18 protein-coding genes are annotated in these 25,750 nt (G+C 38.1%); 6 read left to right on the forward strand and 12 right to left on the reverse strand.

What is annotated here, in order from left to right; all coding sequences use genetic code 11:
- Window positions 1-9: 9 nt before the first annotated feature.
- Entirely contained in the window at window positions 10-240 is a 231-nt protein-coding gene (locus KORDIASMS9_RS04300; protein WP_114901658.1) for a hypothetical protein, read from the reverse strand.
- Window positions 241-342: 102 nt separating this feature from the next.
- Window positions 343-2,184 carry a PLP-dependent transferase gene (locus tag KORDIASMS9_RS04305; protein ID WP_114901659.1) on the reverse strand — a complete coding sequence of 614 codons (1,842 nt, stop codon included), beginning with the start codon at window positions 2,182-2,184 and terminating at the stop codon, window positions 343-345.
- Window positions 2,185-2,465: 281 nt separating this feature from the next.
- On the opposite strand from KORDIASMS9_RS04305, the gene KORDIASMS9_RS04310 reads away from it, so the two are divergent.
- The 3 genes from KORDIASMS9_RS04310 to KORDIASMS9_RS04320 are packed head-to-tail and all read left to right on the forward strand — an operon-like array spanning window position 2,466 to window position 4,863.
- Entirely contained in the window at window positions 2,466-2,816 is a 351-nt protein-coding gene (locus tag KORDIASMS9_RS04310; RefSeq protein WP_114901660.1) for an arsenate reductase family protein, read from the forward strand.
- A complete protein-coding gene (locus KORDIASMS9_RS04315; protein ID WP_114901661.1) occupies window positions 2,816-3,715 on the forward strand; it encodes a DMT family transporter in 900 nt (299 codons plus the stop codon). Before KORDIASMS9_RS04310 ends, KORDIASMS9_RS04315 begins: the two co-directional genes overlap by 1 nt.
- Window positions 3,712-4,863 (forward strand): peptidogalycan biosysnthesis protein, encoded by a 1,152-nt coding sequence (locus KORDIASMS9_RS04320; RefSeq protein WP_114901662.1) that lies wholly within the window; start codon window positions 3,712-3,714, stop codon window positions 4,861-4,863. Before KORDIASMS9_RS04315 ends, KORDIASMS9_RS04320 begins: the two co-directional genes overlap by 4 nt.
- Before the next feature lie 36 nt (window positions 4,864-4,899).
- On the opposite strand, the gene KORDIASMS9_RS04325 is transcribed toward KORDIASMS9_RS04320, so the two are convergent.
- From KORDIASMS9_RS04325 to gltB, 10 genes are all read right to left on the reverse strand, one after another.
- Entirely contained in the window at window positions 4,900-6,477 is a 1,578-nt protein-coding gene (locus KORDIASMS9_RS04325; protein ID WP_114901663.1) for an NADP-dependent glyceraldehyde-3-phosphate dehydrogenase, read from the reverse strand.
- Between the two features lie 151 nt (window positions 6,478-6,628).
- Window positions 6,629-7,894: a threonine ammonia-lyase IlvA gene (gene ilvA / locus KORDIASMS9_RS04330; RefSeq protein WP_114901664.1), complete on the reverse strand. Its 1,266-nt coding sequence runs from the start codon at window positions 7,892-7,894 to the stop codon at window positions 6,629-6,631.
- A gap of 347 nt (window positions 7,895-8,241) precedes the next feature.
- Window positions 8,242-9,744 (reverse strand): ketol-acid reductoisomerase, encoded by a 1,503-nt coding sequence (gene ilvC / locus KORDIASMS9_RS04335; protein ID WP_114901665.1) that lies wholly within the window; start codon window positions 9,742-9,744, stop codon window positions 8,242-8,244.
- 127 nt (window positions 9,745-9,871) lie between these two features.
- Window positions 9,872-10,402, reverse strand: coding sequence for an acetolactate synthase small subunit (gene ilvN, locus KORDIASMS9_RS04340; RefSeq protein ID WP_114901666.1), 531 nt, complete (start codon window positions 10,400-10,402; stop codon window positions 9,872-9,874).
- A gap of 1 nt (window position 10,403) precedes the next feature.
- Window positions 10,404-12,137, reverse strand: a complete 1,734-nt coding sequence (ilvB, locus tag KORDIASMS9_RS04345; RefSeq protein WP_114901667.1) for a biosynthetic-type acetolactate synthase large subunit — start codon at window positions 12,135-12,137, stop codon at window positions 10,404-10,406.
- 76 nt (window positions 12,138-12,213) lie between these two features.
- Complete coding sequence (gene ilvD / locus KORDIASMS9_RS04350) at window positions 12,214-13,893, reverse strand: dihydroxy-acid dehydratase (RefSeq protein ID WP_114901668.1); 1,680 nt, start codon at window positions 13,891-13,893, stop codon at window positions 12,214-12,216.
- Between the two features lie 2 nt (window positions 13,894-13,895).
- On the reverse strand, window positions 13,896-14,789 hold the full coding sequence (locus tag KORDIASMS9_RS04355; RefSeq protein WP_114901669.1) for a branched-chain amino acid transaminase: 894 nt from the start codon (window positions 14,787-14,789) through the stop codon (window positions 13,896-13,898).
- A 1,021-nt stretch (window positions 14,790-15,810) separates the two neighbouring features.
- Window positions 15,811-16,071, reverse strand: a complete 261-nt coding sequence (locus KORDIASMS9_RS04360) for a hypothetical protein (RefSeq protein WP_114901670.1) — start codon at window positions 16,069-16,071, stop codon at window positions 15,811-15,813.
- Between the two features lie 77 nt (window positions 16,072-16,148).
- Window positions 16,149-17,615, reverse strand: a complete 1,467-nt coding sequence (locus tag KORDIASMS9_RS04365; RefSeq protein WP_114901671.1) for a glutamate synthase subunit beta — start codon at window positions 17,613-17,615, stop codon at window positions 16,149-16,151.
- Window positions 17,616-17,617: 2 nt separating this feature from the next.
- Entirely contained in the window at window positions 17,618-22,120 is a 4,503-nt protein-coding gene (gene gltB, locus KORDIASMS9_RS04370; protein WP_114901672.1) for a glutamate synthase large subunit, read from the reverse strand.
- 437 nt (window positions 22,121-22,557) lie between these two features.
- Between gltB and KORDIASMS9_RS04375 the strand changes: the two genes are divergently transcribed.
- From KORDIASMS9_RS04375 to KORDIASMS9_RS04385, 3 genes are all read left to right on the forward strand, one after another.
- Window positions 22,558-23,544: a porin gene (locus KORDIASMS9_RS04375; protein ID WP_114901673.1), complete on the forward strand. Its 987-nt coding sequence runs from the start codon at window positions 22,558-22,560 to the stop codon at window positions 23,542-23,544.
- Window positions 23,545-23,578: 34 nt separating this feature from the next.
- Window positions 23,579-24,886, forward strand: a complete 1,308-nt coding sequence (locus KORDIASMS9_RS04380; protein ID WP_114905142.1) for an ammonium transporter — start codon at window positions 23,579-23,581, stop codon at window positions 24,884-24,886.
- A 141-nt stretch (window positions 24,887-25,027) separates the two neighbouring features.
- On the forward strand, window positions 25,028-25,735 hold the full coding sequence (locus tag KORDIASMS9_RS04385; RefSeq protein WP_114901674.1) for a hypothetical protein: 708 nt from the start codon (window positions 25,028-25,030) through the stop codon (window positions 25,733-25,735).
- Window positions 25,736-25,750 lie beyond the last annotated feature (15 nt).

Genomic DNA, 25,750 nt, shown 5'->3' on the forward strand with positions numbered 1-25,750 from the left:
TTGTGCTAGCTATCTATAATTACTTCCCAAATCTGGACGGTCTTCATAAAAATCTTCGAAAGTTTTATCCGTAGTATAATCATCTGTTAAGACTTTGTATACTGTAAAAATTAAAAGTCCTTGACCAAGTACAACCAAGAAAAATACAAGACCAAAAGGCATATTCATGGTGGCAAAAATAGTCACAGTGATAAGTATTAGCGTCGTAAGGCCTAATAAAAACATTGCATTGATTTTCATAACTCTTTTTTGTTTACAATTTAATAAAAAAAGTTAAACAAAACAACTTTTAGCCGTTAGCGCGAGTTTGAAACTCGCGCTAGCTAGCAGCAAAGTTATCTATCATATATCATTTACAAAATCCGAAAAAACTTGTTTGTGTCGTTCCAAATCCATGTTTGGAGATAATGCTACACGAGCAATATAATCTTTGTCACCTTCTTTTGTCGTTCCTTGTGTAGATGTTGCGGGAATCGTCCAATAACAGCCTTTTAGTTGTCCGTAACTCACACAATACTTACTTTCATTTGGAATTTCGGTAATCATCATGTGGATGAGTTTGTGATTCAATTTTCGTTTGTATGCTTCTCTTTCTTCTTCTGTTTCGCCTTTCGTCGGAAGGTCTAATGAAAATACCGAAGGTGTAAATCCTTCTGCTGCCAACTCTTCAGACACGAAATTGATGTTTGCTGTTGGTAAGATTTCTTCAATAAAATTGACAAATTCGCGTGTGTTTTTATATGCATCTGCAATGCGCTGAATCATAGAAGGCATTTGCTGCGCTAAAATTTTATATTGTAATGGAGTTGCCTCGTTATCGCAAAGCAATAAGTGTTTTTCTATTTTGTCAAACAACGTCGCTGCTTTTTCATTTCCAATACAGTATCCTGCCGTACACAAACCACCACTTGGAAATTTAGATCCGCTCATATAAGCAATAGAACGAACGGTTGATAATGTATTTCCTTCGCTTAAAAAATGTAAATTTGGACAAAACGTTTGATCTAAAATAAATACAGGTGCTACGGCAGTTGTGCCCGAAGCTGTTGTTCGTTTTTTATCTAATGTTGCTTGCAAAGCTTCCAAATCGGGAACTTCCAAACGTGGATTTGTTGGAATTTCTGCAATGATATACGGAATAGCATCATCTGCTGCCACTTCGTCCAAAACTGTATTGAGACTTTTCACCATCTCATTATTTCCATCTACGAGCAAATCGACAATCGCAACATTATCAATGCAAGCTGCTACACGTCTTGCTTGATCGTTGGTACCGCCATAACAATTGGTTGGCACAATGAATTTTATGTCTTTTCCTGGATGGTTTTCCAACGCATCATCAATCAATCCCATCATAATGGCATATTGAATAGACAATCCGCTAGAACCCACTAAGGCTTTCGTCTGTACATCTGTGATTTCTCTAATCGTATCCGTGACTAATTTTTTATCAGCTTCTAAAGTATGTAAACTTTCGTTAGAAGACTCGCCGATAATTTCTTTCAGTGCAACTAAACAATTGGCTGGCGTTATCGCAACTGTTTCACGTCTGCGCACATGCTGAATTTCAGAAAGGTAACTTTCGTCCTGTTCATTGTTTGCAATCAGCACACTTCCTAAAGTATCATGTATTTTTACGATAAAGTCAATATTTACAGTAAAGTTAACCGATTTAAATTGATCTTGTGAAGTTACTAAAACGGTACTTCCGTCAAACGCAGAAATACCTGTAAGCGTTGCTACTTTTTCAAGTTCAAAACGATAACCATACACATGTTTGATGGTTTCCACATCAAATCCTGTGGGCAGTTCGTCCGTGTAAATAATTCGTGTTTTTGTGTTTGACAGCAAGTTTTTTCTCAAAATTGCCAATACAGGAATTGTATCCGATTGAAAGCTAATGATGTTTTCGGGTTTGAGATTGTTCAACTTTGCAATTGTCCATTCCAACACACACGACAATGGATGACCTAAACGAATATAATCGTACGCCGTTGGCAATTCATTCAGTGTATGTGCTGAAAAATCATTTGCCAAATATAAATTTTCAAATTCCTCTAAAAATTCAACTTTAGCGAGTTTTTCGTGGTAAATATCCAATCGATGCGTTGTGAGTCGCGTCCAATCAGAAGGTATATTATGTAATACATTTTGTATATATGTGAGCGTTTTATGGCTTTCCATTCAGTTTTTCATTTGTAGCTGGTAAATATACAGCAAATTAGATTTTTTTTAGGTGTTATGAGTCGTGGTAAATTATAGATACTTTCTAAAAAATATGTTAAAGATACACGCGTCAGTTTCCTATGATTTTTTCTATAAAAAAACACTTGTTGAAGTGTAGTTAAAAGCTGTATTTTGAATTTCTACGATAGAATTCGCATTAAAATTACTCTTTTTTATCAGAAATGAATTTTCTTTGCAAAAGTTATACTAAACAAACCTCTTTTTAAAATCTGAATCCCGTGAAAAAAATATATCATTTAAGCACGTGCAACACTTGCCAACGCATTCTAAAAGAGTTACAACTATCAGACGATGTTGTGCTTCAAGACATTAAAACAGAAGCGATGACAGCGGAACAACTGGAAGAAATGCAAACACTTTCAGGAAGTTATGAAGCGTTGTTTAGCAAACGTGCGCGCTTGTACCGAGAAAAAGATTTAAAAAATCAAAACCTAACAGAAGACGATTATAAAAAATATATTTTAGAGCATTATACCTTTTTAAAGCGTCCTGTACTATTGGTAGATGATCAAATTTTTATTGGAAATACTGCCAAAACCGTCGCTGCAGCTAAAGAAGCACTTGCCTAATGCTATCTAAAAAAGCGTTTGCCTTTGTTGCTGCCTTTATGGTGCAAGTTTTTTATGGAGTCACATTCACATTTGCTTCCGATGTCATAAAAGGTGGCTACATAAAACCCTTCGGATTTATCTTATTGCGCGTCGCAGGCGCAGGATTGTTGTTTTGGTTGTTCAGTTTTTGGGGACCAAAAGAAAAAATTGAACCCAAGGATTATAGAACGTTCTTTTTAGGCGCCGTTTTCGGAATTGCCATCAATATGTTGTGCTTTTTCAAAGGTTTTGAATATACTACGCCGATTCACGCTTCCGTCATTATGGTGGTGGTGCCAATTATCGTATTGATCTTGTCTGCTATTTTTCTAAAGGAAAAAGTAATTCCCACCAAAATCATTGGAATTGTGTTAGGACTTTCGGGCGCGGTTGTGCTTAGTATGTACGGTAAAGCAACAGCAGATTCAACCAATATTCCATTGGGAAATTTCCTTGTATTTATCAATGCCGTTTCGTATAGTATTTACATCATTATCATTAAAAAACTCACCTACAAATACCATCCGATGACTTTTATCAAATGGTTGTTTTTGTTTGGAACCATTTTGGTATTGCCGTTTGGGTATTCACAATTAAGTGCGGTAGATTGGTCCACATTTTCGCCTTACATATTTTTTGAAGCCGGATTTGTAATTGTTGGGGCTACTTTTGCGACATATCTACTAAACCCACTAGCATTGCGCGAATTAAAAGCTTCTACCGTAACCACATTTTTGTACTTGCAGCCTGTCATTGCAGGAATTTTTGCCGTTATTGTAGGTAGTGATTCACTAGATTTGGTTAAAATTGTTGCTGCAGTTTTGATCTTTGCTGGCGTTTATTTGGTTACCCTAAACACAAAGAAAGCACGTAGATGAGTTATGCATCGCCCATTTTTTATAATACTATCAACGATATTCCTTCTGAGTATTGGGAACAATTAGGTTGTGGTACAAACACCTATTATACGCCCGAGTTTTTACGTACGTACGAACTAGCCAACGACGATATTGTATTTCGATACATTGTCATTGTGAACGCTCAAAAGGAAGCCGTTGCTTTTGCTTCCACACAAGTTGTGACGATTCCCATAGAAACCATTACGCAAAATATTAAAATTTCGGAGCGACTCAAAAGTGTCATCCATCGTTTATTTTGCAACAGTTCGCTCAAAATTATGTTCTGTGGAAATATTTTTTTGAGTGGCGAATACGGAACGTTTATCAAGAAAGATGAAGACACAAACGCGCTTTTTCACGAATTGGTAGCAGCGTTGAAAACCGTGATGAAAGATACCAAAAGACTGCACGGCGTTTTTGTGAAAGATTTTAAAGAAACATCACTAAAACTTACCGATCAATTGAAAGATTATGGCTATGTTCCCATGAAAGTGGAGCCCAACATGATCATTACACTCAATCCTGAATGGACCTCTTTTGACGATTATAAAGATGCTTTGAAATCGAAGTACAGAGTTAAAGCGAACAAAGCCGATAGCAAAAGTGATGCGCTTACCGTCAAAGAATTTACCTATCAAGAAATTGATCACTACAAAAGTGAATTGCAAGCCTTGTATGAAAACACGATTGCCAATGCCAATTTCAATGCACAAGTGTTGGATTTGGACACCTATATTTTACTCAAAAAAACCTTTGGTGATCAGTTTATTGTAAAAGGTTATTTTTTGGATGAAAAACTTGTCGGATTCTTATCTGCCATGCGCAATGGAGACAATCTCGACGCGCATTTTATTGGTTTAAATTATGATTTGAATAAAAACTACGCCATTTACCCAAGAATCTTAAACGATTATGTCCGTTTGGGTATTTTGCATGAAGCAAAACGCATCAACTTAGGCAGAACCGCTTCCGAAATAAAAAGCACACTCGGCGCCAAACCACAAGATTTGACCTGTTATTGTCGTCACAAAAGACCTTTGCTAAACAGTTTGATTCAACCTTTTATCAAGAATATTAAAATTAAAGATTTTAAAGAGCATTCGCCGTTTAAGGGAAAGACTGCTTAGCTTGTGCGATTTTAAAACGCGCACAAACATCAAAATTCAAATAATATAATCCGTATTCACAAAATTAGAAGCTCTTGTCTGTAATAATTCGTTTAAAATAGCATTGTTATAGTCATTGTCTTTGGAAGCGACAAAGGTTCTGATAGAAAACGAACGTAACGCATCATGCACGCTTAATGTTGCAACCGCAGAATCTTTTCGTCCCGTAAATGGATATACGTCTGGTCCACGTTGACACGAACTGTTCAAATTTACACGACATACCAAATTCACCAAGGTATCAATTAAGGGTGCTAAGGTTTTAACATCTTTGCCAAACAAACTCACTTGCTGCCCATAATTTGATTCCGCCATATCGTCCAATGGTTGTTCAATATCCGAAAAGGGAATCACAGGAATTACAGGTCCAAATTGCTCTTCTTCATACACGCGCATGTTTTTGGATACAGGATATAAAACAGCTGGAAAAATATAATTATCGGTTATTTCTCCTCCTTTTTCATTAATGATTTTTGCGCCTTTTTCCAACGCATCATCAATCAATTCTTGAATGTACGCTGGTTTATCAGGTTCTGGCAATGGTGTTAATTTGGCACCTTCTTCCCAAGGATTTCCAAATTTTAATGCGTCTACTTTTTCTGAGAATCGCTTGTTAAATTCTTCAATAATAGCTTCATGCACATACAATACTTTCAATGCCGTGCAACGCTGTCCGTTAAAAGAAGTCGTTCCCGCAATACATTCGCTGATTGCCAACTCTAAATCGGCATCTTTCAACACAATCGCTGGATTTTTTGCTTCCAACCCTAACACCATGCGCAAACGGTTACTTTTTGGATGTACACTTTGCAACGCATTCGCAGATTTACTATTTCCAATCAACGCCAACACATCTACACGACCATCTTTCATAATTGGAGAAGCGACCGTTCTTCCACGTCCGTATATAATATTTACCACACCTTTCGGGAAACTATTTTGAAACGCTTCCAACAACGGAGACAATAATAAAACGCCAAATTTTGCAGGTTTAAAAATCGTCGTATTTCCCATGATAATCGCAGGAATCAACAAGGCAAACGTTTCGTTGAGTGGATAATTATATGGTCCAAGACATAAAACTACGCCCAACGGTCCACGACGAATGTGCGCATGTACGCCACCGTGTTTTTCAAACTTCGCACTGTTGCGATCCATTTGTGTATAATCTTCAATGGTATCGTAAATATATTCTACAGTTCTATCGAATTCTTTTTCAGAATCGGCTAAATTTTTACCAATTTCCCACATGAGCAATTTGACTACTTCATCGCGCTTGGTTATCATTTGCTCTACAAACTTTTCCATACACGCAATTCGATCTACCACTTTCATGGTTGGCCATAATCCTTGTCCTTTGTTATATGCGGAAACTGCTGCGTTTAACGCTTCTAAAGCTTCCGTTTCGCCTAAAGTTGGAATGGTTCCTAACAAGGTTTTTTGGTATACTTCCGTAGAAGAAATCGTGGAATAGACTTCCGAGGTTTGTCCTGTCCACTTTTTCAATTCGCCATCAACGAGATAGGTATTTTGTGTAATGGTTTCTGTAATTTGATACTTTTCGGGAATGCTCATTAGCTTTTTTATTTTCTTCTTTTTCGATATAAATTTACTCAAAAAATAAGTTTAATAACTTGAATTTCAGTTTTTTGTGTCAACACTCACTTTTTAGTAATGTATTGTGATATTTTACTTGATAATCGAGATTTTCAGCGTCATGAAGATTTTACACCAAAAACTGAAATAAATCAGGTTTATCGTTTAGATAATCGCCATAGAAGTTACGCAATTTCATTTTCGTAATTAAGGCATCTAAATCTTCAGCGTGTTGCAATTGCAAACCTACAACGGCCGCACCATTTTCACGATTGGTCTTTTTGGTGTATTCAAAGTGTGTAATATCGTCAGTTGGACCTAAAATCTCTACTACAAATTCGCGTAACGCACCTGCACGCTGTGGAAATTTGATAATAAAGTAATGTTTTAAATTAGCATGAAGCAACGCGCGTTCTTTGATTTCAGCCGTTCGCGTAATGTCGTTGTTGCTTCCACTCACGACACACACCACATTTTTACCTTTGATTTCATCAGCATATTGCGATAATGCACATATACTTAATACTCCAGCAGGTTCTACAACTATTGCTTGCTTATTGTATAAATCTAAAATGGTTTGACACACATAGCCTTCATCAACGGTAACCATTTGGTGTAAATTTTCTTTGCAGATCGCAAAATTCAAATCGCCTACACGTTTGACAGCAGCACCGTCCACAAAGTTTTCAATATTCTTCAACCGAGTATTTCGTTGTTTTTCGATAGAAGTTGACATAGAAGGCGCACCTTTGGGTTCTACACCCATAATTTTCGTTGTAGGAGACAACATTTTGAACACGGAAGATAAGCCTGCAGATAAGCCGCCGCCGCCAACAGGTACAAATACATAATCAATTGGAGTTTCGAGTTGCTTCAAAATTTCCAATCCGATCGTAGCTTGTCCTTCAATCACTTTTTCATCATTAAACGGATGAATAAAGGTTTTGTTGAGTTGCTCTGATTGTTCTCTTGCCGCATGATATGCATCATCAAAAGTATCACCTATTAAAACCACTTCCACGTATTCTTCACCAAACATATTGACCTGTTCAATTTTTTGATTTGGTGTTGGCGTTGGCATAAAAATCGTGCCTTTTATCTGCAATAATTTACACGATAATGCCACACCTTGCGCATGATTTCCGGCACTTGCACATACAATTTCATTTTCAATCTGAGTGTTTGTCAAAGATGCCATTTTGTTATACGCACCGCGAATTTTGTACGAGCGGACTTGTTGTAAATCTTCTCGCTTTAAATAGACATTACAATCGTATTGCTTAGAGTAGTAATCATTATAACTCAAAGGCGTTACCGAAGCAATGCCTTTGAGTGTTTTCGCAGCGTTTTGAATCGCTGCTAACGTTGGAGCGTATGTTGTAGTGGTTGATTGCACAATGTGTTTTTTATATTATTTTTTCAAAAGTTATTCTCGATACAATTTTTATCTTCTTGATGATGTCAATCTGATAAAAACCACTCGAACTGACGTTTGATTAATTATCGTTTACCTTTAAATATGTATGCGTCACTTCGAGTGAAATTCTGAAAAAATTTTGTATCGAGAAGTGCTTGATTGTTCTAAATTTATATATAGTTTCATAGCTGTTCTCGATACTATTTTCTTTATTTCGACACGCTCAATGACAGAAAATCACTCGAACTGACGGATTCAGTATTGAAACTTAAAACAGCCTAACAAGTTTGTCTCAATACTCAATACTAGTATCTAACATCTTACATCTAAGCCACGACAGCTTTATCTTTCTGAACGGTTGTTTTTATTGTTTTCATGGCTGTCATCGCTGCACGTAAACGCTTTCCAACCGCTTCAATTGGGTGATTTCTGATGGCATCATTTACAGCGATTAAATCTAAATTATCAACTGAATTTGAGGCTGCAAATGGTTTCCCGATTACAGAAGTATTAACTGTTTCCATAAAGGGTTTTAACAAAGGTTTTGCGGCATGATCAAACAAATAACAACCGTATTCTGCCGTATCCGAGATTACTCGGTTCATTTCAAATAATTTTTTTCTAGCAATGGTATTCGCGATTAATGGCAATTCGTGTAACGATTCGTAATACGCTGAATCTTCTATAATTCCTGCGCTCACCATCGTTTCAAATGCCAATTCTACACCTGATTTTACAAAAGCTACCAACAAAGTTCCATGATCAAAGTATTCTTGTTCAGAAATATGATCCGTAGTCAAAGCTGTTTTTTCAAACGCCGTTTCGCCCGTTGCTTCACGCCATTTTAAAAGGTTTTTATCGTCATTTGCCCAATCTTCCATCATCGTTTCAGAAAAATGTCCTGAAATAATATCGTCCATGTGTTTTTCAAACAAAGGCTTCAAAATACTTTTGAGTTGTTCTGACAAGCCAAACGCTTTTATTTTTGCAGGATTAGACAAGCGATCCATCATATTAGTAATTCCGCCATGTTTCAAGGCTTCCGTGATGGTTTCCCAACCTAATTGAATGAGTTTTGCTGCATAATTTGCATCAACACCATCTGCGACCATTTTATCAAAAGCCAAAATAGAACCTGTTTGCAATACGCCACACAAAATGGTTTGTTCGCCCATTAAATCGCTTTTTACTTCTGCGATAAACGACGATTCCAACACACCAGCTCTGTGTCCGCCCGTCGCCACTGCATACGCTTTTGCTTGATCCCAACCTTTGTTTTCTGGATCGTTTTCTGGATGTACCGCAATTAACGTCGGAACTCCAAAACCACGTTTGTATTCTTCACGAACTTCCGTTCCTGGACATTTTGGCGCCACCATGATTACGGTGATATCTTCACGAACTTTCGTGCCTTCTTCCACAATATTGAAACCATGTGAATAGCTCAACGTCGCTCCTTTTTTCATCAAAGGCATCACAGATTTTACAACGTTTGTATGTTGTTTGTCTGGCGTCAAATTTAAGACTAAATCTGCCGTTGGAATGAGTTGTTTATAGGTTCCTACTTTGAAACCGTGCGACGTTGCGTTTTGGTATGAATTGCGTTCTTCATCAATGGCTGCTTGGCGTAATGCATACGAAATATCCAAGCCAGAATCGCGCATATTTAATCCTTGATTTAGTCCTTGAGCGCCGCAACCGACGATGACTATTTTTTTGTCTTTGAGTGCTTTCACGCCATCTCCGAATTCGGAAGCATCCATAAATCTACATTTTCCTAATTGTGCTAATTGTGCTCGTAATGGTAAGGTGTTAAAGTAATTTGACATGACTTTTTGTTTTTTGGAGTCTGGATTCTAAAACCTAGAGTCTAGACTTTTTTTATTCTATTATTTTTTATTTCAATGTTTATATGGAATCTGTCTAGAGTCTTGACTCTAGCATCTTGAATCCTTTTTAATGATTAATTGCTTCCAACATTTTCGATATTTTCATTTCTTCTTTGGAAACCGCAATGCGTCCTGAACGTGTAAATTGCATGATGCCGAACACGCTGAGTTCTCTGTATAAAAGTTCAATTTCTTCTTTGCGACCTGATTTTTCAATGACAAAGAATTGTTTGTTTACCGTAACAATTCGCGCATTGCTGTCTTTGATGATGTTTTGAATTTGTCGTTCTTCAAACAGCAAGTCCGATTTCATTTTGAAAATACACGATTCTTGGTAAATGATTTCATCTTCGGTATGATAATACGCTTTAATGACCTCAACTTGCTTTTCTATTTGCCCGATGATTTTCTTCATTTGCACTTCCGTGAGATTTACCACTAAAGTCCATTTTGATACGTTTTCAATTTCAGAAACCGACGAGTTAATGCTTTCAATATTGATATGTCTTCGCTGAAAGATCGCTGAAATTCTGTTCAACAATCCGATGTTATTTTCCGTGTATACCGAAACCGTAAATTGTTTGCTTTCTTGTTCCATATTAACTCAATCTTATGTCTGAAACCGATGCTCCTGTTGGGATCATTGGAAAAACGTTGTCTTCTTTTTCTACACATACTTCTAAAAAGTACGCTTCTTTACTTTCCATCATTTCTTGTACCGCTTCCGCTAATTCGTCTCGCTTCGTAACACGTCGAGCGTTTAAATAATACCCTTTCGCGATCGCTACAAAATCTGGATTTGTCATTTCGGTAGACGCATAGCGTTTGTCAAAAAACAATTGTTGCCATTGACGCACCATTCCCAAGAAATCATTATTTAACACCACAATTTTCACGGCGGCTTTTTGCTGAAAGATGGTTCCTAATTCTTGAATGGTCATTTGGTAACCGCCATCGCCACATACACAAACAACTTCACGTTCGGGTGCTGCCATTTTTGCGCCAATTGCTGCTGGCAAGCCAAATCCCATCGTTCCCAATCCGCCAGAAGTAATGTTACTTTTTGTCTGAGTAAAGTTTGCATAACGACAGGCAATCATTTGATGCTGACCAACGTCTGAAACAATCGCAGCTTCCCCTTTACTTTGTATATTAATTTCTTTCATCACTTCGCCCATGGTCAATCCTTCTTTTGTAGGGTGCAAGTCGTTTTTGATGACTTTTTCATATTCAATCGCATACAAATCGTCAAAAGCACGTCTCCAAATATCATGTGATTTCTCTTGGATGAAAGGTAAAACCGCAGCCAAACTCGCTTTTGCATCACCCAAAACGGCAACATCAGTTTTTACATTTTTATCTACTTCCGCAGGATCAATTTCGAAGTGAATTACTTTTGCTTGTTTTGCATACGTGGCTAAGTTTCCTGTAACACGATCATCGAAACGCATTCCGATGGCAATCAACACATCACATTCATTCGTTAATACATTTGGCGCATAATTTCCGTGCATTCCTACCATTCCGACATTTAGCGGATGTTCGGTTGGAATCGCTGAAACACCTAAGATTGTCCATGCAGCAGGAATTCCTGCTTTTTCAATAAACGCTTTAAATTCTTGTTCTGCTTTGCCTAAAATCACACCTTGTCCCCAAACTACCATTGGTTTTTTTGCTTTGTTGATCAAATCTGCAGCAGCTTTTAAAGAATTCTCGTCTGTTTCAGGCACAGCTTTGTAACTTCGGATTCCTGTGCATTTTTCATACGCAAAGTCAAATTCTTCAAATTGTGCATCTTTGGTAATATCGATCAATACTGGTCCTGGACGACCGCTTTTGGCAATGTAAAAGGCTTTTGCCATTACTTCTGGAATTTCAGAAGCTTTCGTAATTTGATGATTCCATTTGGTTACTGGCGTAGAAATTCCGACAATATCCGTTTCTTGAAACGCATCACTTCCCAACAAATGTGAACCCACTTGTCCTGTGATGCACACCATCGGCGTGGAATCAATTTGTGCATCAGCAATTCCTGTGATTAAGTTGGTGGCACCTGGACCTGAGGTCGCAATTGCCACACCTACTTTTCCAGAGATTCGTGCATAACCTTGCGCAGCATGTGTTGCTCCTTGCTCATGACGTGTTAATACATGATGAATTTGATCTTGGTACTTATACAATTCGTCATACACAGGCATAATGGCACCGCCAGGATACCCGTATAGCGTTTTTACACCTTCTGCCAACAGGCATTTTATGATCGCTTCGCTTCCTGAGAGACGTTCTGTTTGTTGTGGTGTTTCTTGTGTTGTTTGTATGGCTTTTGTTTCCATATTTTTTATGTTTTAGATTCCTGCTTTCATTTCGACTTCTCTCAATGAGCACGCAGGAATGACAAAAGAGTTCTTATTAGAATTCATCAGTAACACAACCTTTGGAAGCTGATGAAACTGTTTTTGCATATTTGTATAATACACCGCGTTCAAATTTGAGTGCTGGTGCTTTCCATTGTTTTCTACGTTCTTGAAGTTCTGTTTCATAGACTTCCAATCGTATGGTGTTCGTTTCTGCATCAATTGTGATGATATCGCCATCTTTTACCAATGCTAGTGTTCCGCCTTCTTGTGCTTCTGGTGTGATGTGTCCGACGACAAAACCATGTGTTCCTCCAGAAAAGCGTCCATCCGTAATGAGTGCGACATCTTTTCCTAAACCTGCGCCCATGATTGCGGCAGTTGGTTTTAGCATTTCTGGCATCCCTGGTCCGCCTTTTGGTCCTTCATACCGAATGACGACCACATCGCCTTTTTCTACTTTTCCGTCTCGGATTCCGTCATTGGCTTCGTATTCGCCTTCAAATACTTTGGCTTTTCCTATGAATTTTAACCCTTCTTTTCCTGTGATTTTTGCGACACTTCCTTCGCTTGCCAAGTTTCCATAGAGCATGCGTAAGTGTCCTGAGATTTTGATTGGGTTTTCCACAGGTTTGATTACATCTTGCCCTTCTGCTAAATCCTCTACATCTAGTAAGTTTTCTGCGATGGTTTTTCCAGTTACGGTCATACAATCGCCGTGTAATAATCCTTTTTTGAGAAGATATTTTAATACTGCTGGAATTCCGCCAACGGCATGCACATCTTCCATTAAGTATTTTCCGCTAGGTTTTAAGTCTGCTAGAAATGGCGTAGTGTCACTTATTTTTTGAAAGTCTGCTAGTGTAAAGTCTATTTGTGCAGCTCTCGCTATGGCGAGAAAGTGTAATACTGCGTTTGTAGATCCGCCGAGAATCGTTACCAATCGCACTGCATTTTCTAGTGATTTTCTTGTAATGATATCGGACGGTTTGATGTCTTTTTCTAGTAAAACGCGCATGGCTTCACCAGCTGCAACCGATTCTTCTTTTTTTGCATCACTCAACGCAGGATTTGACGAATTGAACGGCAAGGTCATTCCTAATGCTTCTATGGCAGAAGCCATCGTATTTGCCGTGTACATTCCGCCACAAGCGCCAGCACCTGGACATGCTTTTTCAACAATGTTTTGGTATTCTGTTTCGTCCATCGTGCCAGCTACTTTACTTCCCCACGCTTCAAAAGCTGAAACGACATCAAGTTTTTTTCCATTGTGACAACCTGAATCAATGGTTCCGCCATAGACCAAAATACTTGGGCGATTTAAGCGAATCATTGCCATGAGTGCACCAGGCATATTTTTATCACAACCAACAACCGTAATTAATCCGTCATAGCTCATGGCTTGCACCACCGTTTCCATAGAATCGGCAATGATGTCACGTGACGGCAATGAGTAACGCATTCCAGGTGTTCCCATCGAAATACCATCACTCACACCAATTGTGTTAAATATGAGACCGACAATGTCTTCATTTTTGGTTCCTTCTTTTGCCAGTTTTGCCAAATCGTTCAAATGCATGTTGCACGGATTTCCTTCGTATCCTGTACTGGCAATTCCGATGATGGGTTTAAAAAAGTCTTCTTTTGTTAATCCGATCGCGTGTAGCATCGCTTGTGCCGCAGGTTGCGTAGGATCTTGCGTGACTGTTTTGCTATATTTATTTAGGTTGTTCATAGTTATATCGCTTCTGATAGTTTTTGAGAGCGTTCACAAAGTACTTCTTGTTTGTAGAGTTGCATCAACTTGTAACCGAGAGACGCTTCCCACGAAAGTGGAAATGTATAATCATCTAACGACGCTAATCCGACAACTTCTGCTGCCGTTCCTGTAAAGAAAGCGCTGTCTGCTTGTTTGAGTTCCTCTAATGTAAAGTGTGTTTCTGCTACCGGAATTCCTTCTTCTTTACAGATTTCGATAATCGTAGAACGTGTAATTCCTGCCATGATGTGTCCGCGTTTTGGCGTATAGAGTTTGCCCTCTTTTTCCATGAATACGTTGGCGCCAGAGCATTCTGCTACATTTCCGTTCATGTCTAACAATAATGCTTCGTCATAGCCTGCTTTTTTAGCTTCATTTGTGGATAGAATGGAGTTTGTATAATGTCCTGTAATTTTTGCTTCTACAAAGCACGATTTTGGGTTTGGTCGTTGAAAACGAGATGTTTTTACTTTTAGAAGTTTGTCGCCCATGTATTTTCCCCATTCCCAACATTGAATCGTTAAAAACGATTCTTCAGCAGTTAGCAAGCTCATGTTGGCTCCTGTTACCAATATTGGACGAATGTAGGCGTCTTGCAGGTTGTTTTTTTCTAGTAAATTGTAGGTGATGTCTACTAATTCATCTACCGTGTAATCGCATGGAATTCCCATGACTTGGGCGCCATATTTTAAACGTTCGTAATGTTCGGCAGCTTTGAAGACTTTTGCGCCAAATTTTGTTTTGTAGGAGCGGATGCCTTCAAATACACCGTTTCCGTAGTGTAATGCTTGACTGTACAGGTTTCCTGAAGCCTTTTCAGGATGCATATATGCGCCGTTGTGGTAAATGATGCTGTCTTTTGTATAATACATGTTAGTGTGATTATGATTCGAATTTAATTTATTGTGATTCTTTTGTGAATTCGGTTTTAGAATTTCGCCTAAAACCAATTGTTATTTTTTTGATTTAATTTACTGATTTTCAGTATTTTATTTGTTGCTAAATACAATGCTCAACGTTTGATATTTTATTGTTTATGAAAGCTGAATATTGATTTCGCCTTTTAATATTCTTATTATGAGATCCCGCTCTACAGCGGGATTTGTTCAACTTGCAGTTTTAAGTGCATCCTTCGGATTTCTTAAAAACATTATCAATTTATATTCCTGCTTCTTGTTCAAACCCTCAGAATGTTTCATGAGATCCCGCTCTGCAGCGGGATTTGTTCAACTTACAGTTTTAAGTGCATCCTTCGGATTTCTTAAAAACATTATCAATTTATATTCCTGCTTCTTGTTCAAACCCTCAGAATGTTTCATGAGATCCCGCTCTGCAGCGGGATTTGTTCAACTTACAGTTTTAAGTGCATCCTTCGGATTTCTTAAAACTGAGTTTCACTAAAAAAGCCTGTATCGCAATTGATACAGGCTTTTGTTTTATACAGCACATCGTATCAACTCAAGTGGAGTTCATAATTATAATGACGATGACGATGATGCTGATGCTGATTATTTTGTTCATTTGTTTATAGTGTTTTGTTTTCGTTTTTTGAAAGACTATTCTCGATAGATTTTTTGTTTATTTCGACTGCGCTCAATATGACAAAAAACACTCGAATTGACGTCTTTCAAAAGTTTCACTAATAAATAAAGCCTTCCCGATTGAGGAAGGCTTTGTAAATTTTATAGTTAAAATAGCATCGCGTTCCTCATCGTAGTGATTGAATCACAATAATGTTGTTGACAATGATATTTTGTATTTGTTTGTTCATTTGTTGTATCAAATATTGTAAAAGTTTTTTTGGATTCCTAATGTTTTGTTGAAAATTGTTGTTGATTTTTCTGTCTTTGCAGGAGATTGTCTACAAAGTCGAATTGGTTTTTGTTACTAATCTTAATATAAGTCTGAATCATTTGTACTTAATACAAAACCCAAATCATGTACTGATAAAATACCCGAACGAAAATCAGATAACCTCGAACCTACATAGTATATCAATTCAGAATTAGGTCTCGGATCAATATCAAAAGTATTATCATAATAATAAATAATTCTAAAACTTCCATAAGGAGAATATAGATTAAAAAAAAGTAATCCTTTTGATTCATCCTTTCCAACAAATTCAATATCATAAACTCCACTAGATAATGCCATGATAGTTTTATTAAAATTACATATCTATAAAAAATAAGAATTTTATTTCATAAATAAATGAAAATACTTATTTCAGCCTACACTCGCGGCAAATCATTCTCATCCTTTAGTGGCAAATTAGAAGTTCCCATTAAGAACGCATCCACATGATGTGCGGCTTGGCGACCTTCGGAAATTGCCCAAACGATAAGCGATTGTCCTCTGCGCATATCGCCCGCCACGAAAATACCTGATTTGTTAGTCGCATAGTTTTTAGTCGTCGCTTTGATGTTGGTTCTGAAATCCATTTCTAAGTCAAATTCTTCAACTAAAGTTTTTTCAGCACCTGTAAATCCTAACGCAAGTAAGACCATATCACATTCCCAGAGTTTTTCTGTGTTTGGAATTTCATTGAGTTGTGGGCGTTCTCCTTCTTTGTAAATCCATTCGACTTGTACGGTTTTTAATCCTGTAAGATTTCCATCAATATCACTGATAAATTTCTTGGTTGCAACACTAAAAAAACGTTCCACGCCTTCTTGATGCGACGAGGTTTCTTTGAGTTTCATGGGCCAATATGGCCACGGTTGATGCGCAGGTCGTCCCACCGTTGGTTTGCTCAATATTTCAAAATTTGTCACAGATGTTGCGCCGTGACGATTGCTCGTTCCAATACAATCCGAACCTGTATCGCCACCGCCAATGACAATGACTTTTTTGTCTTTTGCCGAAATGATTTCCTCAAAATTTAGCAAACCTGCTACGTATTGATTGTTTTTCTTTAGGAAATCCATCGCCTGATACACGCCTTTAGCGTCAGCTCCATCTATAGGTAATTTTCTACGAATGGTTGCGCCGCCACAGAGTACAATGGCGTCAAAGTCTTCTTCTAGTTGCTTCGCGTTTACATTCACGCCTACGTGTGCATTTGTTTTAAAAGTAATTCCTTCTTCTTGTAGCACTTGCACGCGTCGATCAATAACCTGTTTTTCCATTTTGAAATCGGGAATTCCGTAGCGCAATAATCCGCCCACTTTTCCATCGCGCTCAAAAACAGTGACTGAATGCCCAGCGCGATTGAGTTGTTGTGCCGCTGCCAAACCAGCAGGTCCAGAACCTACGATGGCAACTGATTTTCCCGTTCTTATTTTTGGTGGATTTGCCACAATCCAGCCTTCCGCAAAAGCGGTTTCCACAATATTTTTTTCAATGTTTTCAATGCTTACCGGATCTTCGTTGATGCCTAATACACAGGCTTCTTCACATGGTGCAGGACATAAACGTCCTGTAAATTCGGGAAAGTTGTTTGTTTTGTGTAGTATTTCAGCCGCTTCTTTCCATTTTCCACGATAGACTTTGTCATTGAAATCGGGAATGAAATTTCCAAGCGGACAACCACTGTGGCAAAACGGAATGCCGCAATCCATACAACGCGCGCCTTGTTCTTGCAGTTTCTCCGTTTCGAGCGCAATGGTAAATTCTTTATAGTTTTTGATTCGCTTTTTAGGTGCTTCATACGCTTCATCTTGGCGTTTGTGCTCCATAAATCCTGTTATTTTCCCCATGTTTACGCTGTTTGAAGTTGTTCTTTTTCTAATCGCACTAATGCTTTTCGGTATTCTTCTGGCAATATTTTAATGAATTTTGGTAGATAGTTTTCAAAGTTGTCTAAAATTCGCTTTGCCAACGGACTTTCTGTTGCTTCATCATGATTTTGGAGGAGTTGTTTTAACTGTACTTTATCTTCCTCCAATTCCAATTTTTCAAGATTGAGCGTTTCTGAATTACAGTTTTGTTTGAACGTCTTTTCAGCATCCAACACATACGCGATTCCTCCGCTCATTCCTGCACCAAAATTGCGTCCTACTTTTCCTAGAATGACCGCAATTCCGCCTGTCATATATTCGCATCCATGATCGCCAATACCTTCTACAACCGCTTTTGCACCTGAGTTTCGTACACAGAAACGTTCGCCTGCTTTTCCATTGATATAAACTTCTCCCGAAGTGGCTCCATAGAGCGTTACATTTCCTGTAATAATATTGTCTTCAGGAATAATCGTAGACACTTTCGGAACTTTTATGATGAGTTTTCCGCCAGATAATCCTTTTCCCAAATAATCATTGGTGTTTCCATGAACGGTCATGCGAATTCCTTTGGTGGCAAACGCTCCAAAACTTTGTCCCGCAGACCCTTTAAAATCTATGTTGATCGTATCTTCAGGCAAACCTTCTGCACCGTATATTTTGGAGATTTCATTGCTCACAATGGCGCCGACAGCTCTGTCCATATTCGTAATATCGAGCTGTAAATCTGTTTTTTGTCTTCTGAATAATGCTTGATGCGCTTGCTTGATGATTTTAAAATCTAAGTGTGTTTCGAGTTGATGATCTTGTGTTTCTGTGTTATACAGTTTTACCTCATCTGAAACTTCTACTTTGTGTAGAATTGGTGTTAAGTCAATTCCCGAAGCTTTGTAATGTTCGATGGCTTTGTTACGGTTGAGTTTGTGAACTTGCCCCACCATTTCGTTCACTGTTTTAAATCCGAGTTTTGCCATGATTTCGCGTAATTCTTGTGCTACGAAATACATGTAATTCACTACGTGTTCTGGCTTTCCTTTGAATTTTTTTCGCAATTCAGGATTCTGCGTAGCAATTCCGACTGGACAGGTATTTAAGTGACATACGCGCATCATAATACAACCTGAAGCCACTAATGGCGCTGTAGCGAAACCGAACTCTTCTGCACCTAACAGACAGGCAATTGCTACATCGCGCCCTGTTTTGAGTTGTCCGTCACATTCCAACACGACACGATTTCGCAAATCGTTCATGACCAAGGTTTGTTGTGCTTCCGCGATTCCTAATTCCCAAGGCAAACCTGCGTGTTTTAGTGAGGTTAATGGAGAAGCGCCAGTGCCGCCGTCAAATCCAGAGATGAGAATGACATCTGCTTTGGCTTTGGCGACTCCAGCAGCAACCGTTCCGACACCAATTTCTGAGACTAGTTTTACATTGATGCGTGCTTCTCGATTTGCCGCTTTTACGTCGTATATGAGTTGTGATAAGTCTTCGATGGAATAGATATCGTGATGCGGCGGCGGCGAAATAAGTCCAACATACGGCGTGGAATTTCTCGTTTTGGCAATTTCTGGATTTACTTTTGGTCCAGGTAATTGTCCGCCTTCGCCAGGTTTCGCGCCTTGTGCAATTTTGATTTGAATTTCGTTTGCGCTCGTCAAGTAGTTAGAAGTCACGCCAAAACGTCCAGAAGCTACTTGTTTGATCGCAGAGTTTTTCCAGTCGCCTTGCGAACTTTTGTAGAAACGTTCTTGATCTTCTCCGCCTTCCCCAGAATTAGATTTTCCGCCGATTCGGTTCATGGCAATCGCTAGATTTTCGTGTGCTTCTTTGCTGATGGAACCATACGACATTGCGCCTGTTTTGAAGCGTTTTACAATTTCCGTCCACGGTTCTACTTCTTCTATTGGAATTGGATCAAATTGGTCAAATTCAAATAAACCTCTGATTGTCATCAAGTTTTTTGATTGATTGTTGATTAATTCCGAATATTCTTTGAAAGTGGATGCTTTGTTCGTTCGCACCGATTCTTGTAGTTTGGCTACCGTTAACGGATTGAACATGTGTTTTTCTTGTCCACGTCTCCATCGGTATTCGCCGCCAACTTCAATCGTGGTGTTGATGTCATTTTCTTGAAATGCTTTTTTGTGACGTTTTACAATTTCTTGTTCTATTTCGCGCAAGCCAATTCCTTGAATCCGTGTGGGCGTGTTTGGAAAGTATTTTTTGACTGTTGCTGAATTGATTCCGATACATTCAAATAGTTGCGATCCACGATAGGAATTTAAGGTTGAAATCCCGATTTTGTTCATGACTTTTAGAATGCCTTTTCCGATTGCTTTGTTGTAGTTTTTGATCGCTGCCAAATATTCTAGCTTTGTAATATCGCCATTTTTGACTTGTTTTTCCACGATTTCATTCACGATATACGGATTGACCGCGCTTGCGCCAAAACCAAATAGTAAGGCAAAATGATGCACTTCTCTTGGTTCAGCCGATTCAATGATGAGACTTACTTTGGAGCGTTTTTTCAGTTTGTGCAATGCATGATTTAAGTATGAGCAGGCTAATAATGCTGGAATTGGCGCGTGTTTTTCATCTACATATCTGTCTGATAAAATGATGATATTTGCGCCGTTTTCAATTGCTTTGGACGCTTTGTGCATGAGGTTTTCTAACGCAATTTCCAGTTCGTTTAAGCCGCGATTTACTTCGTACAACATCGAAATAGATTCTACCTTAAAATTCGGATTGCTATCGTAGTTTCGGATTTTGTCTAAATCGTGCTTGGAGATGACTGGATTTTGAATTTTGAGTTTTTTACAGTGTTCCGCATTGATGTCGAAAAGATTCACATCGCTTCCCAAGGTTAAACTGATGTCTGTGATCAATTCTTCACGCACACCATCTAACGGCGGATTCGTAACTTGTGCAAATAGTTGTTTGAAATAGTTATAGATGAGTTGTGGTCTTTCCGAGAGAATGGCGATTGGCGTATCGCTTCCCATGGAGCCAATCGGTTCTTTGGCGAGTTGTGCCATTGGCCGAATGATGATGTCTAAATCTTCTTGCGTGTATCCAAAGACAACTTCGCGTTTTTGCAATTCAATTTCTTTATATTTGATCGGTCCTTTTTTGGCTGATATTCCGCGTAAATGCACTAAGTTTTCGTTCAACCATTTTCTGTACGGATGTTTTGAAGCGATTGCTTCTTTTATTTCTTCATCATTGACAATTCGTCCTTCATTCATGTTTACCAAAAACATTTTCCCAGGTTCTAATCGCCCATGAAACGCTACATTTTCAGGTTTGATATCGACAACGCCTGTTTCCGACGACATGATGACGTTTCCGTGTTTTGTGACTGTATAACGCGATGGGCGCAATCCGTTTCTGTCCAAAACGGCACCAATGTAATTTCCGTCTGTAAACGGAATGGACGCGGGTCCATCCCAAGGTTCCATGAGGCAAGAATTGTATTCGTAAAACGCTTTTTTAGCATCGGACATGTTTGGGTTTTTCTCCCAAGCTTCAGGCACCAACATCATCATGGCTTCTGGTAGTGAACGCCCAGACATGAGCAGTAATTCTACCACCATATCTAAGGTAGCAGAATCTGATTTTCCGCGTAAAATTGTTGGTATTATTTTCTTGATATCATTGCCAAACAATGGGCTTTCGATAATTTCTTCACGAGAAAACATTCTGGAAACATTCCCGCGAAGGGTATTTATTTCTCCATTATGACAGATATATCGGAACGGTTGCGCCAAATCCCAAGTTGGGAACGTATTCGTTGAAAATCGCTGATGCACTAATGCCAATCGCGTATCCAAATCCGCATCAAATAAGTCCAAATAATATTCGTTGATATGTTCTGGTTTGAGCAAGCCTTTGAAAATGATAATTTTCGTGGACAGACTCGGAACATAGAAGAATTTCTGCTGCGATAGTTTGGAATTATATATGGTATGTTCCGTGATTTTTCGAGCGGCAAATAGTTTTAAGTTGAAGTCACGATCTGATTGTGTTTCACTCGTTTTCCCAATAAAAAGTTGTTTTACAAACGGTTCCGTTTCTTTGGCAATTTCGCCTAATATTGTACTATTTACAGGCACATCTCGCCAACCAATGAGTTGCAATCCTTGATTCTTGATTTCATTTTCAAAGACTTCAATACAGTATGCACGTTGATTGTTTTTTTGTGGAAGAAACACATTACTCACTGCATATTCGCCTGCATTTGGCAGTTTGAAATCGCATGATTTTTCAAAGAATTTGTGTGGAATGTCTATTAAGATTCCCGCGCCATCGCCTGTAACTCCATCCGCACTTACCGCACCACGATGTTCTAATTTTACTAGAATTTCCAACGCTTTGTGAATGATATCATTGGAACGTTTTCCCGTTAGACTACATATAAATCCCGCACCGCAATTGTCATGTTCAAATTCTGGTAAGTAGAGTCCTTGTTTTTTCAGCATCATCAAATTATTTGGAGGTTTTTTTTACACCTTATTTCGAGTCTAATATAGAAGCAAGAATCTTATAATAAAAAACGGGGAAACATTTTTCTCATATCCATAATTTAAAGCATTTTAAATGATAAAATCACATTTTTCAGGGTATTTATTGCCAAATATTCAATTGGGATAATTTCAATCGTAATTGTCAATAATTACGAAAACGTTTGCGAAAAAGCCCTTTAATTGATAAATAATTATTCTTTTAACAAAAAAATTGCGTTTTATTCAAATTTACAATTATGAAATAATTAAAAAACAATCTAAAATAAATTTAACCCTAAAAAAAATAGGGTATAAATTATAATATTCATAAAAATTTCATTTTTACCCCTATTTTTTTGAGGGTTAAATTAAAGTTTACATAGTTTTGGAAGCTAATAACTAACAATATAAAACTTATGAAAAATTTATTTACTCTTACATTGCTTTTAACAGCTTTTGTTTTAAGCGCACAGGAAAAACCAGATGCCTCTGAGAAAAAATTCAGCTTTGAAGGAAGTGTAGATGCATATTACAGAACCAATTTTACAGCTCCAAATGACGACAATCAAATTGCTCCTGGGACTTCATTTGTAGATACAGCAGGTTTTTCTTTAGGTATGGCTAATCTTATTGCCAGTTATGAAAAAGGGAAAATAGGTGGTGTAGCCGACTTAGTTTTTGGGCCAAGAGGTGAAGCTGCAAGTGCAACTGTGTTGAATCAGCTATATGCTTATTATAATATTAGTGAAAATACAAAACTTACTATTGGTAAGTTTAATACTTTTTTAGGGTATGAGGTTATTTCTCCGGTTGGAAACTTTAACTACAGTACTTCGTATTTATTTTCAAACGGTCCTTTTTCACACACTGGTTTGAAAGCTGATTTTACACTTTCTGAAGATTTTAGTTTAATGCTAGGTGTGTTCAATCAAACAGATGTTACTGAATTCAATCCTGATGGTAGTTATGCTGTTGGAGCACAATTAGGCTACAGCGATCAATTCTTAAACCTATTATATGACAAAGCTGGGTTAGGTTTTGAAATTGACTATACTGGAGGTTTTGATGCTACAGAAGATTTCTTTATTGGAATTAATGCAGCGTATGCAGATAATGAAGGTGAAGGATTTTATGGCGCAGCACTTTATCCACAATACAGCACTAGTGAAGCATTAACTATTGGCTTACGTGGAGAGTTTTTCCAAACACAGAGCGATGCAATAAGTGATGATCCTAGTGTATTTGCTGTAACACTTACAGGTAGCTATATCATTGAAGAAGATTTAATTATTAAGCCAGAACTAAGACTGGATAGTGGTTCTGAAGATATCTTTATTGACACCGATTTAATGCCGACAAAAAGCTTAGCATCTTTTGTTTTAGGTGCTATCTACAATTTTTAATCAAAAATAATTACTAATAATAAATACAATTATGATGGATAATTTTTTAACAATTTTGCCAAATATAATTACAATTCAAGATGCGGCTCCTGCCACAACTAAGGATATTGAAGCAGCTGTTACAGCAATTAACGGAGATTTAGGAATGTTATGGATGCTACTCTCAGGTATTTTAGTATTCTTTATGCAAGCTGGTTTTACATTGGTAGAATCAGGTATGACACGTTCTAAAAATGCGGTGAATATTGCCATGAAAAATGTGCTAGACATCTGTGTCGGTTCATTAACATATTGGCTTATAGGATATTCATTAATGTATGGTGACACAACTAATGGATGGTTTTTCTGGAGTGGTTTATTTCAAGGAGAAGGTGCTGATTTATTTTTCCAAACTATGTTTGCTGCGACCGCTGCGACTATTGTTTCTGGTGCTATTGCTGGTAGAACAAAATACTCTACGTATATCATTTTTTCTTTGGTTATGACAGCCGTAATTTATCCTATTTCTGGAGGATGGCAATGGCAAGGCGAAGGTTGGTTAACTGAACTTGGCTTTATTGACTTTGCAGGATCTTCCATTGTACACTCTGTTGGTGGTTGGGCTGCTTTGGTAGCTGCTATTTTAGTAGGTCCTCGTATTGGTAAGTTTGTAGAGGGAAAAGTAGTTGAAATTCCTGGTCACAACCAAATTATGGCAACTTTAGGTGTATTTATCTTATGGTTAGGTTGGTTTGGTTTTAATGGTGGATCTCAATTGGCTTGGGGCGGTGCTGATGCTATAGGTGCTTCTAATGTTGTATTAATAACCAATTTAGCTGCAGCAGCTGGTGGTTTAGCAGCATTAATTACTACTTGGATTTGGTATGGAAAACCTCACTTGGCGCAAACTTTAAATGGTGCACTTGCTGGTTTGGTAAGTATTACAGCAGGCTGTGGTAATATGACAAGCGGCGGTGCTGTTTTAGCTGGTTTAGTTGGTGGTATTTTGGTGGTATTTTCTATAGAATTTATTGAGAAAAAACTAAAAATTGATGATGCTATTGGTGCAGTTTCTGTGCATGGTGTTGTAGGTGCTTGGGGAACTCTAGTTATAGGACTTTGGGGCGTTAACGGAGATAAAGCCATTGGACTTTTTAATGGAGGAGGAGCTTCTCAGTTAGGGATACAAGCCACAGGTGTTTTAGCGTATGCTGTTTGGGCTATTACTTTATCTTTTATTGTTCTCTTTACACTTAAGAAAACCATTGGTTTACGTGTAAGTAAAGAAGTTGAAGAAAAAGGATTAGACTTATCAGAACATGGTACTATTGCGTATCCTGGGAAACGTGATAGAGGAGAATAATAATACCAATTTACATTTTAGTATATAAAAAAAGCCTTCGGAATAGTTATTCCAAAGGCTTTTTTTGTGCTAATATTCATCTAGTCATTTCTGAATGGCATTAAATTTGTATTTTTAGAAACAATCTTTAATAACACTACAATGAAAAAATATATCTACATGCTCCTTTTACTTCTTTTTTGTGTCACTTCTGTAGATGCGCAAGTTTGGAGACAGCTTCGTGGCGGTGGAAAAGGACAGGCTATTTGTAATGATAATGGCAAACTTTGGGTGATTGGCATGGGAAATAGTATTTTTTCATATAACGGTCGTTTGTGGCAAGAATATCCTGGAAACGGAAAAGCCATTGATATTGCCGTACATGATGGAACGCCGTATATTATTGGAGTGAATAATGGTATTTGGAAAGGAACTGGCTCAGGTTGGGTTCCGATGCCTGGCAATGGATTGGGAAAACGGATTTACAGCGATAACGGACAGTTGTGGTTGATTGGAGTGAATAATAATGTGTTTTCCTTTGATGGTCGCAATTGGAACTTGTATCCTGGCGGCGGTACAGCGATTGATATTGCTGCGCATAATGGAATTCCTTATATTATTTCAGAAGATGGTCGTATTTGGCGTGGAAACGGCATGGGTTGGATACAATTGCGCGGAAGAGGCATTGGTCAAAAGATTGCATGTGATCGAGATGGAACCGTTTGGGTGATTGGAATAAATAATGGAATTTTTCGTCATCGTCTGAATCGTTGGAATGAACATCTTAGAGGTGGAAAAGCGATAGACATCTCTGTAAACCAAGGTGTTCCTTTCATTATTGGCTTGAATCATTCGATTTGGCGAGGATAACAGTGATTTGATAAA

This window comes from Kordia sp. SMS9, assembly GCF_003352465.1.
Classification (GTDB): Bacteria; Bacteroidota; Bacteroidia; order Flavobacteriales; family Flavobacteriaceae; genus Kordia.